Source organism: Geomonas limicola (assembly GCF_014193675.1).
GTDB lineage: Bacteria > Desulfobacterota > Desulfuromonadia > Geobacterales > Geobacteraceae > Geomonas > Geomonas limicola.
Genome location: NZ_BLXZ01000010.1, coordinates 68,347 through 81,107 on the forward strand (window position 1 = coordinate 68,347; position 12,761 = coordinate 81,107).

The window sequence follows — 12,761 nt, forward strand, 5'->3', positions numbered from 1 at the left end:
ATTCCTCCTGAAATTAAATTGAAGGCAAAACAGGTCGGTATGCTAAGAAGCTGTAATTCATTCAGTGTCGTAAGTGATCGAGTGCCGCGATTTTCGTGATCTTTGCACCGTGACTGAGTCAGCGATCTTGCCCAAAAAAAAGCCCATCACGGAGATGGGCGCTAGTGATTCCAGGCTGTAGTGGCCTGGCGCCGACTCCGCTACTTTCTACGGTAACCTGGCTGTCCCCGCCGGCTTTTCGGGCCTGACGTGGATCCATGGCTTTGCGTCGCCGGATTGCTCCGGGTTTGCCATTGTACGGAGTGAGCTTTATGGGTGCTGCTCCCCCTCGGGAAACAGAAGAGGGATGATAAAATGATTTAATGAACATTGAACCGGTTGAGCCAAGACGTTGCGACGTCTGCCTGAGCAGGAATCGTGCCAAAGTCCGTGTAATTGTCTGGTCCACTCCTAAGGTTATGTAATGTTTACAAAGCGCGATATCACGGCGTGATGTTGCTTGCGGTGTTGCTTTCAAGGGGGCGTTATTACACTGAGGCGTACGCCATATAACTGAGTCTGGCCTCTGGTATGCATGGTGGTTAGAATCTGCTCCTAAATTAGTAAGGTGCTGGATTGTAATGGTTATGCCAATGGAACAGGTGGTCGGGTAAGGGGTGAACGGCTCCTTCGGCAAGCTTTGTAGATTGTTATATCGCTGAGTGATATTGGAGCAAAGGGGAAAGGCAGCAATGCCAGCGGAAACGCGGAATGGCAGGAAATTGGTGTCTGCAGAGCGGTAGCAATCGAGTGAACGGTGTCGGGTACAGGGGGTGGGGCGGGAAATACTGTGTGGCTAATTAAGATATGTCAACCTTTCGCGGGCGCGAAGACTGCCGGAGGTGGACACGGTGTCCGGCCGCTGATCTGGCGGCCGGGCACCAAAACGACCTGTCGATGTGCCTCGGAACGCGGCCCGACGGGCACAGTTGATCATTGCTATTTCGAGGCCAATTGAGTGCCAATCAGGGTGGGGTGTTCCAGTCCCGCCATCTCGAGTGCGGATTGGGCCTCGGCAAGTCCCTGCGCGGCGGCTTTAGCCAGCCACTCAAGGCCAGTTTTCTCATCCGCCTTTACCCCAGCGCCCTCCAGGTAGATGAGTCCCAGACTGGCCTGGGCAACATCCAGCCCCTTTTCGGCCGCACTGCGCAACAGGGCGAGCGATGCTTTCCTGTCCTGGCGCGTCCCGTCTCCTTTCTGGTACATGAGACTGAGAATGAACTGAGATGAGGCGCTGCCGTCGCTGGAAAACTCCTGGAAAGCGCGGGTGTAATCCCCCTGCTTGTAGGCCCGCAGCCCCGCCTCGTAATCTGCCAGAACCGGACGGGATCCGGCGGCAAGTAGAGCCACACAAAGACAACTGCCGATGAGATACTTTTTCATAGGACCCTCCCGTCGGAGTGTTCGCAAGCCACCCCTCGTTGTTCCTGGAGAGCAACAAGAATGCCAAATCGGATCCGAGTAAAACATGTTGAGAAACAGCCAGTTACGCTTTATTGGGAGGGGCGTGTCGGGTGACGGTTGAACAGCCGCTTCCGGGGTTGTGAGTTAAAGATGCTGATTTTACTCGAAATTCGCCGACGGGGCAGCTGTGCACAACCGGTACATCGCCTGCCCGGGTCAAGGTAGTGCCCCAGGAGCCTAGGCTAGGGACCTTGGTTGGAACGAGCCGGGCAGCTACGCATGGGGCGCTCCTATTGGTCTCGAGCGGGTAGCGATAGCTTGCAAAAGCCTCGTGGGCGGCTTGGTTGCAATAGGGGGCGCTGTGCCGGTCACCAGGGGCGGCGGAACATAACGCTTCAAAAAGGAACCGATTGATGTTACATATGGTCACGCCTTCGGCACACTACCAAACAAGGGGATGGGTCCGTCATGAAGAAGATTGTGGTTTGTTTGTTTACCGTTATGTTGCTGGCACTTTCGGCCAATTCGTTTGCCGCTGCGCTTCCCAACGGCTACGAAGAGATAAAGTGGGGGACCCTTTTTCACAAGATCATGGAAGTCTATCCCAAGGGAAAGATGACCGAGTACAACAAGGAGATGGTGTACACCCAGGAAAATCCCGACGAAACCATCGCCTCCAGGATGTTTGCGTTCAAGGAAGGGCTGCTGACCAGTGTTTCTGTGACCTTCGAGAGCCGCTACGTCATGAAAACCGGCGTCGACAAAATGCTGCAGAAGTACATCAAGCAGTTCGGTAAGGGGAAGCAGGGCCCGAAGTCGAGCCACATGTCCACCTATGTTTGGGAGAACAAGCAGACGCGCATCTCCTTCCTCTACGTCCCCAAGCGCGCTGACATGACGGTCTTGCAGTTCGAGAAGAAGTAACCGCTGCGCTCGTTGTCGAGCGCTTTGACCGGCTCGCTGCGCTGTTTCCGCCCGGCTGCCTCACGTGACGTTCGCTGGCCGGTGCTGCCGGAACGGTTAGTCACAATCACCGCTGCACCTTTCTTGTTGTTACCCGAGCGCCCCTACTCTTGCCACGGCTTGTATCAAGCCAGCGGGCAGGGGTAGGGGCTTTTTGCAGCGTAACCCGGTGTTTTCGATCCGATCCCCCCGGTCGTTTTCCTCCTGCCTCCGCATCCGGTGTAAACCGGTTACCGCCTGACGTGCTGCCACCTTCCAATGTTACGGTTAACGGTGCGTGTCCTGGTGTCCCGATATTGCCGCAAAAGTCGCATAATGCAAAATAATTGCCATTGACGGCGGCGGAAGATTGCTGGTAATATTCGGGCCTTAACCCGGTCGTTTAGCCTATCTGTCACTGCCTGTTGAAAGATACCTGTGCTGATTCGCATCCTCAAAAACTCATTCCTGAAACGACCCAAGTCGGTACTCCTGGTACTCCTCTCCATCACTATGGGCGCCGCGGTTGCCACGGCCTTTCTGGGCATCGCCGGCGAAGTGTCCCACAAGATGGCTCTCGAGCTGCGTAGCTACGGGGCCAACATCCTCCTCGAGCCGACTGCGCTGGAGGGGGGCGGGTACCTGCGCGAGGACGATCTCCCCAAAATCAAGACAGTTTTCTGGAAGTACAACATCACTGGTTTCACCCCGTACCTCTTCGGTGTTGCCGACCTCGCCGCTGCCGGCCGGCACGAGCGCTCCGTTGTCGCAGGCACCTGGTTCTCCAAGGAGGTACAGGTCCCCGGCGAGGAGAGCACCGAGCAGGGGATCAAGGGGATGGCCCCGTGGTGGGATCTCAAGGGACGCTGGCCCGAGGCGGCCGATGAGGCGATTGTCGGGGCCGCGCTGGCCCGGCGCCTCAAGCTGGTCCAGGGGAGCGAACTCGCGGCGACGGTGCGCGGTACCGTGCAGCGCTTCAGGGTCTGCGGCGTGGTGACCACCGGGGGGTTCGAGGAGGAGCAGCTTTTCGCTCCGTTGGTGACGGTGCAGCAACTGCTCGGGCAGCAGGGGAAAATATCCCGGGTCCTGGTGAGTGCGCTCACCGTCCCCATGGACGACTTCGGGAGAAAAGATCCGAGCACCATGACCAAGGACGAGTACGAGAAGTGGTACTGCACGGCCTACGTCACCTCGGTTGCCAAGAACGTCGAAGAGGTGATGTCGGGAAGCCGCGCCAAGCCGATCTGGCAGATTGCCAGTGCCGAGGGGGCGCTCCTTACCAAGCTGAACGCGGTCATGCTCCTTTTGACCCTGCTGGCACTGGGCGCTTCGGCGACCGCCGTCTCCACGAGCCTCATGGCCTCGATGGCCGAGCGCAGCCCCGAGATCGCCCTCATGAAGGCGATGGGGGCGGACCGTTTCCAGATCTCCTCCATCTTCCTGGGGGAAATACTTATCATCTCCGTGGTGGGGGGCTTGATCGGCTATCTGATCGGCAACCAGCTGGCGGCACTCATCAGCCACACCGTCTTCAATTCGACCATCGCATCTCCGCTCTGGCTCATCCCCATGGCGGTCGGCTCCGCCTTCCTGGTGGCCTGCGCGGGGAGTATTGCGCCGCTGCGCCGCGCGCTGCTCATCGAGCCGGTGCGGGTTCTCAAGGGGTAACATGAACAGGCGTCGCTGGCTTTTGAAGATGATGTTCCAGGCGCTGGCCCACCGCGGCGGGCGGACCGTGCTCCTCTTGGCGGTGCTCGCCATGGCCTCGAGCCTCGCGACCGCACTCTGGATCGTCTCGCTCTCCATGGAGCGCCGCATCGCCGAGGAGGTGCGCAAGTACGGCGCCAACCTGGTGGTGGTGCCCCAGGCGGCACGCCTCGACGTGGGAAGCGGCGGGCTCAACTTCGGCAGCATCGCCGAGCCGAGCTACCTGGGTCAGTCCGAGGTGGAGCGGGCGCTGTCGACCAGCGGCATCACGTCGGAGCGCTCCCTGCACCTGCGCGGAGCGCTGCGCTACCAAAACGCGGACCTCCCTGCCGAAGGGGTCGACTTCGCCGAGATCCGCCGGCTCTTCCCCTGGTGGCAGGTGAAAGGGGCCTGGCCCGCAGCGGGCGAGGCGGTCCTGGGGGGCGACCTGGCGACCCGCCTGAAGCTCAAGCCCGGCGACCGGATCGAACTCGCCGGAACCGCCGGCCCGATCCCCCTGCGCATCTCGGGGACGGTCTCCACCGGGGGCGAGGAGGATGGCCTCCTCTTCATGGCGCTTCCCGAATTGCAGCAGGCACTCGGGCTTACCGGGCAACTCTCCCAGGTGCGCCTCATGGTGACCGCCAGCGGCGACAGCCTGAAGAGTGCCGCCCAGTCTCTGCAGCGCCAGCTGCCGAGCGCCAAGGTGAACGAGGTGCGCCAGACGGCCCATACCTCCGAGGGGCTGCTTGCCAAGGTAAAGCTCCTCATGATGCTGGTCACCGCCGTGGTGCTGGTCTCGGCCGGCAGTTCGGTCACCGGCACCATGAGCACCACGGTCCTGGAACGGAGCAAGGAGATCGGCCTCATGAAGGCGATCGGCGGAACCCGGCTCGAGGTGCTGCTCATCTTCTGCGCCGAAGCGGCCCTCTTGGGGGGCGCCGGCGGGGTTGCCGGCTACCTTTTGGGGAGCGGCATCGCCCATTTCATCACCCGCACGGTCTTTGCGGCCTCGGCCGAGTTCATCCCCTGGATGGGCGCGGTATCGCTCGCGGTGAGCCTCTTTCTGGCGCTTTTGGGGAGCGTGGGCCCCATGGTCTCGGTGTTCAAGCTCGACCCGGTGCGCAGCCTGCGCGGCGAGTGACGGGCAGGCAGGATTCGGGCACCTTGGGACGCACCTTAACGGTGAGTGAGCCCGTGCCCCCGTCAGTTTCCTGAAGAGTCGTTAGTTTTTTCAGTGTCTGGTGTGCCTTTTCGTGGCACGAGACGAAGGGTCCTTCTCCATGGCAGTGGCAACCATCGAAACATCCGGACTGACAAGAAGTTACGGCGAGATCTGCGCCTTGAAGCCGATCGACCTGAGCGTTCCCGAAGGGGAGTGGCTCTCGGTAATGGGGCACTCAGGCTCCGGCAAGAGTACCCTGATGAACCTGGTGGGGGGGCTTGATCGCCCCACGGCGGGGGCGCTCGTCGTTGGGGGGCAGGACCTCTCGACGCTCACCGAGGACGGCCTGGCACGTTTCCGCCGCGAGTACGTCGGGATCATCTTCCAGCAGCACCACCTGGTCCCCTACCTCTCGGCGCTGGAGAACGTGATGCTCTCCCAGTACTTCCATAGTGTCCCGGACGAGGCGGAGGCCCGGCACGCCCTGGAGCGCGTGGGGCTCGGGCACCGGCTGAAAAATCGCCCGGGCGAGCTGTCGGGTGGGGAGCAGCAGCGCGTCTGCATCGCGCGGGCCATCATCAACAGCCCGAAACTCCTTTTGGGAGACGAGCCGACCGGTAACCTGGACCACAAGAGCACGCTCATGGTGATGGAGCTTTTGAAGGAACTGCGCGCCGAGGAGCGCTTCACCGTGGTCATGGTGACCCACAACGAAGAGGTCGCCGCCTGGGGAGACCGTACCATCTACCTCACCGACGGGGTCCTGGTGCGCGAAGAGAGGACCCGGTCCTGATGATCGCACTCAAGCTGGTACCGCATCTGGTCGCCTTCTTCGGCATGGCGACCGTCGCTCTTCGGGGAGCGACGCGGCGCGGCATGCTGGCCGGGACGGCCCTCGCGGGCTTTCTGGTCGGCACCGGGTTCGCCGTGGTTTCGACCGGTAGCGTTTCCGGCCAGTTCTCCTTCAGCCTGGTGCGCGCCCTGTTGGCGCTCTCGTTCCTCCTGTTCTGCGCGGTGAGCTTCACCGCCCTGTACCAGAGCCTCGGGGGGAGCCTCCCCGTCGGCTGGCTCGAGCGTCTGAGCAGCCGCCCCGTAAGCCGCAGTTGCGCTCTTTTCCTGGCTTCCGCCGCGGCCGGCGCGGTAGCCGGTTGCCGCCTGGGCCCGGCCGTCCCGTCGTGGGTCTGGGGAGCGCTGGCCGCCGCCGCGGCTGTCTTGGTGCTGGCGGCTGTTCTCCTGGAGTCCCGGCTCCCCGCGGGGCTTAGCACCTCGCGCGCGGGGTACCTCGCCCTTACCGTGGCGTTCCTGCTCTTCAGCGCCTCCTGGTCGACCCGGCTCGACCTGTTCGCGCCACTCACCATGAAGGTCATGAAGTTCACCCACGACTTCGTGCACCAGTTCTTCGAGTCGATGCTGATCCCGGACCACCTGTTCATCCACAGCTACCTGTGGGGGTACATCGGCCTGCTCTTCGGCAAGGAGGTCGGGTTCTGGGGCGGGCTCATCATCTGGTTCACCCCGGTTGTCATGGTATTTTTGGCGATCGGCCTGGAAAGGCTCCCCTCGGTGGCGCACCTGCGCCAGGGGGCCCAGCGGCGCCGGGTGCTCGCCGAGGCGATCAGGACGCGGCGGATGAGGTTGGTGCTCCCCGGGCTTGCGCTTGTGCTTTTGGCTTCCGCCGTGTACCGCAGCCTCTACCCCAGCGTCGAATACTGGGATCCCAAACCGGTCCCGGTCACCGCGAATGCCGGCGGCGAGATCTTCCTGCCGCGCAAGGGGGAGATCGACCTCATGGACGGCAAGCTGCACAAGTACGTCTTCGAACGGGGCGGCAAAACGGCGCGCTTCTTCGTGCTCTTGACCCCTTCAGGGAAGCTGACGGTCGACCTGGATGCCTGCGCCATCTGCAAGCCGGACGGCTACGGCCAGGCGGAGGGGACGGTGCTCTGCTACTACTGCAAGACCTTGATCCCGCTCGAGACGGTGGGTAAGCCCGGCGGCTGCAACCCGGTGCCGGTCCCCTTCACCGAGCAGGATGACGGCATCCACCTGAGCGGGGTGACCCTGATCAATACCTGGAGCGGGACCGTCCAGTCCACCACGCGCACCACGGAGAAGGGGAAATGAGAAAGCTCTTCGTTCGCCTGTGGCGCCTGATTTCCTCCCGTGCCGTGACCCCCGCGGTGATCGCCATCTTCCTGGTGCTCTATGCGCTGGTCGCCTTCTGGACCGACGAGGCCCTGGTGGTCTTGATGCAGCTGGTGCGCTCGAACCCGGTGCTTACCGCGCTGCTCGCCCTCCTGCCGCTGAACAGTGCCTGCTGCCTCATTGCCGAGACCCGGGCCTTCTGGTTCCGGCGCCGCCTGCTTGCGGGGCAGGAGCTCCCCGTCCTGCCGGGGCTCTTCGACGAAGAGGTTCCCCTGGCGCTGGGTGCACTTCCTTCCCCGGCGACGGTCACCCGCGTCAAGGGGAACCTCGAGTCCGCGGGCTACCGGACACGCGTAGGCGAGCGGGGCACGGCAGCCTGGCGCGGCCTGAACGGTTTCCCGGCCCGCTTTCTCTACTTGGTTGGGGTGCTCTGCCTGTTCGGCGGGATCCTGGTCAGCCTGACCACGCGGGTATCGCTGCGTGGCACCGTGGTAGAAGGCGAGTCGCTGCCGGGCGCTGGACCCGGGGAGGGTGTGGTCTCGCGGATCAGCTACGCCAAGGCTGACGGACTGGTCCTCTCCAAGCGCCTGGTCATCGAAAGCAGCGACCCCGGCTCCGGTCGCCGGGAGGAATACGGCATCTATCCGCCGGCACGCTTCAAGGGGGCCTTCGTCTATCCCCGCTACCTCGGGGTAGGTGTCGCCTTCCGGTTCAGCGCACCGGAGCTTCCCGCCGGCTACCAGCAGCAGGCGCCCTTGTCCATCTACCCTCCGGGGAAAGAGGCCGAGGTCGCAGTGCCGGATACCGGCTATCGCCTGCGTTTCAGCCTTCAGGCCCCGGCCGACGGGAGCGATCCCTACAGTACCGGCAAGCTCGTCATCAACTTCAAGCTGTTGAAAGGCGCAGCAGAGGTCGCGGCAGGCACCCTGGCAAGCGGCGGCGAGTTTGCTCGCGACGGCTACCGGCTGGCACTCTTGGACGCCCGGCGCGTCGTCGTCACCGACCTCATCAAGGACCGCGGCGTGGTGCCTATCTGGCTGGCGGGCGCGTTTTTCCTCCTTGCCTTATGCTACTGGGTGACGGTTCGCCTTCTGGGCCCCAGGCGGGAGCTCTACATCACCTGGCGGGGGGGAGCCGGCCTTGCGCTGTCGCGAGCCGAAGGGCGCAGGCGCCGGCACAACGAGCTGTTCCACGAGGCGCTGGACCGGATCGCGGACGACTCCGCCCATTGACATTACCAAACAACAGGAGACGCCTCGCGCGGGGCTCCCTGGAAACAGGAGACACCATGAAAACTACCCGTTCACGCATCACTCTCGCCCTCGTCCTGCTGGTCGCCCTGGTGGGCTGCAGCAAGAAACAGGAAAACGCCCAGGCTCCGGCCCCGGCCGCTCCCCAGCCCCAGGCTGCCGCCGGTGCCGCTCCGCAGGCGGCTGCCACCCAAGCCGACAAGCGGGACGAGGCCGAGGCGGCGCCGGTACGCGACCGGGTGCTTAACCAGGTCAAGCAAGGGCAGTTCGCCGAGATCTACCGCCAGGCCTCTGCCGGGTTCCGGGAGGTTGGTGCCGAGGAGCGTTTCGTGGACCTCTGGAAGCGGCAGGTGGCGGAGACCGGGACCTTCCAGGATGCCAAGCTCATCGAGCACAGTGTCCGTCCCCAGGACAAGTTCCAGGTCTTCGTCTATGCGGTGCAGTACGAGAAGAAAGTCAAGCAGCTAAGGCTGGTGATCGGCCGTTCCAAGAAGGGGACCTTCGAGTTGACCGGGATCAACCAGACCGAGTTGAAGCCTAAGGGGTAGTGCCGAGGGAAGTTTCCCTTAAAGTTTGCGGCCACATAGCCGAAACGTTACCGATACGTCGAGCCTTCCCGAAGGGCGGCTGACGGCCCCGCAGCCCCCAGGGGCTCCCAACCCAGGGCAGGACCTGTCGTAGCGCAGGTTCCTGAACCCAGACAAGGAAGTATTCCAGCGCATGAACAAGGGAGCAACGCTACTGAGAGGGGTCCTGGTATCCCCCTGGCCTCTGGCCATCTTTCTGGTCATCCCGCTGCTGGCGGTGCTGAAGGTCGCCTGGCACCTCCCCCTGCCACTGCCGGGGGTCAAGATCCCGCTGCTGGTCAACAACATCTGCCTGGCCCTGCTGGTTGCCCTGCGGCTGGCCTACTACCTGGTGCGCCTTGGTAGCGGGATCCGTTACGGTGCGACCGGTACCCCCCGCTACACGCTGGACCCGGCAGAGCCCCCCGAGCGGGTGCGCGAGCGCTTGACGGCGGGCGGCTTCCGGTTCGTCGAGAACGGCAGCTACGGAGAGAAGCCGGATTTCGGCTACTGGGGAACGGTGCTGGTCTACGGCGGGTTGTTGCTGACCCTGGCGACCGGAGCCTTCGACAACCTCTACCAGTTCTCCGGCACCCTCTTGGACGGCCAGGGGCGCGCCACCGACCTCAACAAGCTGGAGTCCTACCGGGACCTGCTCACCGGTCCGTTGACCGGCTCCCCGAAGCAACTGCCCCAGTTGAAGATCGTGCGGCAGATCAATCCGAACAAAGACTATCCGCGCGGCGCCACCGAGGTCGCCTTCCTGTTCCCCAACGGCGATGCGAAGAAGACCATCCTCAAGTGCCCGGATCCCTTCCCCCTGGGGAGCTTCGACATCTACATGTCGAAGATGGTCTACGAGCCGAAGCTCCTGGTCACCATCGACAAGGTGAACCAGGTCTTCGCCGGGTCGGTGCTGCTCGATCCGCTGGTGACCCCGGAACACGGCTACAGCTTCTACGGGGCCTTCGTGAACAACAACCTGGACGGCGAGGTCTTCTACCAGCCCGAGACGAGCCGGCTCAAGCTCACGCTTCGCCAGGGTTCTCTGGTCCTGGTCGACAAGGAACTGGTCTTCCAGGGTGACCGGATGCAGAGCTCCGGCAACATCGATTTCGCGGTGGAACGCATGGGGGTCTGGTCGGAACTGCACGTGGTGCACCGCCGCCACAAACCCCTGCTGATGGCCGGCGCGGTGCTTGCGGTGCTCGGCCTGATTCTGAGGCTGGCGGTAGGTCGGCAACGGGTTTGGCTGGAAAATGTCGCCGGCAGCTGCCGGGTCGGTGCGGTGGGCACTGCCGCTCAAGAGATCCTGACGCAGGGTTAAACCTTTACACGAGATACGAGGGTAACATGGCATATTGGGAAATGATCTTCTACTGGGTTGCACTCGTGGTCTACTCGCTCTCCTGCGGCGGGTTCCTCTACTCCTTCATCTTCAAGAACCCGAAGGTGATGCCCCGGATGTTCACCCTGCTGGCGGTGGGCGCGGTGGCCCACACCATCGCCATCGGGGCCCGCTTCGAGGCGACCGGGCACCTCCCCTGGTCGGGACACTACGAGTACGCGCTGATGGGGGGCTGGTTCATCATCTGCGGCACACTCTGGGTCGGCTGGCGCAACAAGCAGCTGCAGGGGCTCGCCGTGGCAACCCTGCCGCTGGTGATCATCATGATGGGGTACGGCTACATGCAGAACCCCGGCCTCACCCCCAAGGCAGCGAGCCTGAAGACCATCTGGCTCTACATCCACGTCTACTTCGCCTGGCTCGCCTTCGGGGCCTACTCCCTGGCCATGGCCGCCGGCGTGCTCTACCTCAAGAAAAAGAAGAACTTGCAGCAGCCGGTCCCTAACCCGAGCTACGACCGTTTCCCGTCCCTCGAGCACCTGGACGAGCTGATCTTCCGCTACGTCGTCTTCGGTTTCATCACCGATACCATCATGATGGCTGCCGGGTCGCTGTGGGCCAAGGACCTCTGGGGCGGCTACTGGAACTGGGACCCGGTCGAGACCTGGTCGCTGATCTCCTGGCTTACCTACGGCATCACCATTCACCTTAGGGTGACCTTCGGCTGGAAGGAGAACCGGCTGGCCTGGCTCGCCATCTGCGCGCTCAGCACCGTGATCATCTGCTTCTTCGGCGTCAACCTGGTGGTCAATACCAGTCTGCACATGTTCCAGGTAAGGTAACCGGCGACGATGCTCGACAAGCTTCTGAAATACTTGCGTTCCCTGCGGTTTACCATCGTGTTGATCGCCCTGCTCGGGGCCCTTCTGGCGCTCGGGCTCTGGGTGCCGCAAAAGAGCCTCTTGAAGGATATCTACTTTCAGTGGAAGACCCAGTCGCCGCAGCTGGTGGCCTGGCTCGACTTCTTCCAGCTGACCAGCATCTACACCTCCTGGGTCACGGTCACCCTCTGGGGGCTGTTCTTTTTGAACCTGTCCCTGGTGATGTGGCAGCGCATCCCCCTCATCTTCAAACGGATCGAGATGCCGGAAGCGCGCATCGTGGATCCCGAGACCGGCGGGGGGTACGTCTTCCGGGCAGCCTATTCGGTAGCGCAGGGGACTGACGAAGCCGGCATGGTGAACGCCCTCAAGAAGCGCGGCTTCGCCATGGTCAGTAACGGCTCCGGGTTTTACGCCGTGAAGAACCGGCTCTCCCCCATCGCCTCGGTACTCTTCCACCTGAGTTTCTTCCTGATCCTCCTGGGGGGGCTGATCAGCTTCTACACCGAGTTCATCGGCTTCGTCGATCTCGCCGTGGGTGAGCCCTTCGACGGCTCCCTGGCTCAGTACAACGTCACCCCCAGCCCGAAGCTCCCCAAGGTCGGCAGCCTGCCCCGAGTCGCCTTCACCGTCACCAGCGTCAAACCGCAGGTGGTGCGCAACACACCGACCGGGATCACGGTAAAGGTGAAGGAAACCAGCGGTGCGGAGCATGTCGTCGACATCAACAAACCCCTGTCGACCGCGCACTCCTCCTTCGTCTTCAAGCACCTGGGGGTGGCCCCGCTGTTCGTGCTGAAGGATCCGTCGGGGCGCGAGGTGGGGGGAAACTTCTTCAAGCTGGACGTCGTGGGGGGCAAGGCCGACACCTTTCGTCTGGGAGATTTTATCTTCACGGCCCGCTACTACCCCGATTACCAGTTCAAGGACGGCAAGCGCAGCACCAAGTCGATGGAATTCAACAACCCCACTTTTTTCCTGGTCGCCGAACGCGACGGGAAGAAGGCTGCCGAGGGTGACGTGCCGCTCTTGGGGGGGCTAAACCTGGTGGACGGCTACCGCCTCGAGATGAAGGACTGCCCTTACTGGGTCCGCTTCTACGTCATCAAGCAGCGCGGTCTCTCGCTGGTCTACCTGGGCTTCGCCATCGCCTCCATCGCGGTGATCTGGCGCCTGCTCTTCTACCGGCGCGAACTGGTGGGGGCGTTCCGCGAGAAGAACGGGCAGCGCTGCCTGGTGGTGGCGGGCAAATCCGAGTACTACAAGAAACTCGCCGAAGACGAATTTGCCAAGCTCTTTGCGGAACTGTTCGGCCCACCTTTGGCCGGCTAGCTG

The 12,761-nt window shown here is 62.7% G+C and carries 11 protein-coding genes and 1 riboswitch; of the genes, 10 read left to right on the forward strand and 1 reads right to left on the reverse strand.

Annotated elements, in window-relative coordinates; translation table 11 throughout:
• Positions 1 to 208 precede the first annotated feature (208 nt).
• A riboswitch (cyclic di-GMP riboswitch) is annotated at positions 209 to 302 on the reverse strand.
• Positions 303 to 978: 676 nt separating this feature from the next.
• Complete coding sequence (locus tag H7688_RS20210; protein ID WP_183363070.1) at positions 979 to 1,422, reverse strand: tetratricopeptide repeat protein; 444 nt, start codon at positions 1,420 to 1,422, stop codon at positions 979 to 981.
• Between the two features lie 522 nt (positions 1,423 to 1,944).
• Between H7688_RS20210 and H7688_RS20215 the strand changes: the two genes are divergently transcribed.
• The 10 genes from H7688_RS20215 (at position 1,945) to H7688_RS20260 (ending at position 12,758) form a co-directional block, all read left to right on the forward strand.
• Entirely contained in the window at positions 1,945 to 2,367 is a 423-nt protein-coding gene (locus tag H7688_RS20215) for a hypothetical protein (RefSeq protein ID WP_183363071.1), read from the forward strand.
• A gap of 456 nt (positions 2,368 to 2,823) precedes the next feature.
• Positions 2,824 to 4,053, forward strand: coding sequence for an ABC transporter permease (locus H7688_RS20220; RefSeq protein WP_183363072.1), 1,230 nt, complete (start codon positions 2,824 to 2,826; stop codon positions 4,051 to 4,053).
• 1 nt (position 4,054) lies between these two features.
• Positions 4,055 to 5,215 carry an ABC transporter permease gene (locus H7688_RS20225; protein ID WP_183363073.1) on the forward strand — a complete coding sequence of 387 codons (1,161 nt, stop codon included), beginning with the start codon at positions 4,055 to 4,057 and terminating at the stop codon, positions 5,213 to 5,215.
• A 139-nt stretch (positions 5,216 to 5,354) separates the two neighbouring features.
• Positions 5,355 to 6,029, forward strand: coding sequence for an ABC transporter ATP-binding protein (locus H7688_RS20230; protein ID WP_183363208.1), 675 nt, complete (start codon positions 5,355 to 5,357; stop codon positions 6,027 to 6,029).
• Positions 6,029 to 7,360 (forward strand): DUF2318 domain-containing protein, encoded by a 1,332-nt coding sequence (locus H7688_RS20235; protein ID WP_183363074.1) that lies wholly within the window; start codon positions 6,029 to 6,031, stop codon positions 7,358 to 7,360. The genes H7688_RS20230 and H7688_RS20235 overlap by 1 nt, the downstream gene beginning before the upstream one ends.
• Positions 7,357 to 8,613 carry a hypothetical protein gene (locus H7688_RS20240; protein ID WP_183363075.1) on the forward strand — a complete coding sequence of 419 codons (1,257 nt, stop codon included), beginning with the start codon at positions 7,357 to 7,359 and terminating at the stop codon, positions 8,611 to 8,613. The genes H7688_RS20235 and H7688_RS20240 overlap by 4 nt, the downstream gene beginning before the upstream one ends.
• Before the next feature lie 56 nt (positions 8,614 to 8,669).
• Positions 8,670 to 9,179 (forward strand): hypothetical protein, encoded by a 510-nt coding sequence (locus H7688_RS20245; protein WP_183363076.1) that lies wholly within the window; start codon positions 8,670 to 8,672, stop codon positions 9,177 to 9,179.
• A gap of 172 nt (positions 9,180 to 9,351) precedes the next feature.
• Complete coding sequence (locus tag H7688_RS20250; protein WP_183363077.1) at positions 9,352 to 10,524, forward strand: cytochrome c biogenesis ResB family protein; 1,173 nt, start codon at positions 9,352 to 9,354, stop codon at positions 10,522 to 10,524.
• 26 nt (positions 10,525 to 10,550) lie between these two features.
• Positions 10,551 to 11,387 carry a cytochrome c biogenesis protein gene (locus tag H7688_RS20255; protein ID WP_183363078.1) on the forward strand — a complete coding sequence of 279 codons (837 nt, stop codon included), beginning with the start codon at positions 10,551 to 10,553 and terminating at the stop codon, positions 11,385 to 11,387.
• Between the two features lie 9 nt (positions 11,388 to 11,396).
• Complete coding sequence (locus H7688_RS20260) at positions 11,397 to 12,758, forward strand: cytochrome c biogenesis ResB family protein (protein WP_183363079.1); 1,362 nt, start codon at positions 11,397 to 11,399, stop codon at positions 12,756 to 12,758.
• Positions 12,759 to 12,761 lie beyond the last annotated feature (3 nt).

Excerpts from the sequence above, each read along its gene's own strand:
- H7688_RS20210 (WP_183363070.1), bottom strand. The coding sequence starts at position 1,422 with ATGAAAAAGTATCTCATCGGCAGTTGTCTTTGTGTGGCTCTACTTGCC.
- H7688_RS20215 (WP_183363071.1), top strand. The coding sequence starts at position 1,945 with ATGTTGCTGGCACTTTCGGCCAATTCGTTTGCCGCTGCGCTTCCCAAC.
- H7688_RS20225 (WP_183363073.1), top strand. The coding sequence starts at position 4,055 with ATGAACAGGCGTCGCTGGCTTTTGAAGATGATGTTCCAGGCGCTGGCC.
- H7688_RS20230 (WP_183363208.1), top strand. The coding sequence starts at position 5,355 with ATGGCAGTGGCAACCATCGAAACATCCGGACTGACAAGAAGTTACGGC.
- H7688_RS20235 (WP_183363074.1), top strand. The coding sequence starts at position 6,029 with ATGATCGCACTCAAGCTGGTACCGCATCTGGTCGCCTTCTTCGGCATG.
- H7688_RS20240 (WP_183363075.1), top strand. The coding sequence starts at position 7,357 with ATGAGAAAGCTCTTCGTTCGCCTGTGGCGCCTGATTTCCTCCCGTGCC.
- H7688_RS20245 (WP_183363076.1), top strand. The coding sequence starts at position 8,670 with ATGAAAACTACCCGTTCACGCATCACTCTCGCCCTCGTCCTGCTGGTC.
- H7688_RS20250 (WP_183363077.1), top strand. The coding sequence starts at position 9,352 with ATGAACAAGGGAGCAACGCTACTGAGAGGGGTCCTGGTATCCCCCTGG.
- H7688_RS20255 (WP_183363078.1), top strand. The coding sequence starts at position 10,551 with ATGGCATATTGGGAAATGATCTTCTACTGGGTTGCACTCGTGGTCTAC.
- H7688_RS20260 (WP_183363079.1), top strand. The coding sequence starts at position 11,397 with ATGCTCGACAAGCTTCTGAAATACTTGCGTTCCCTGCGGTTTACCATC.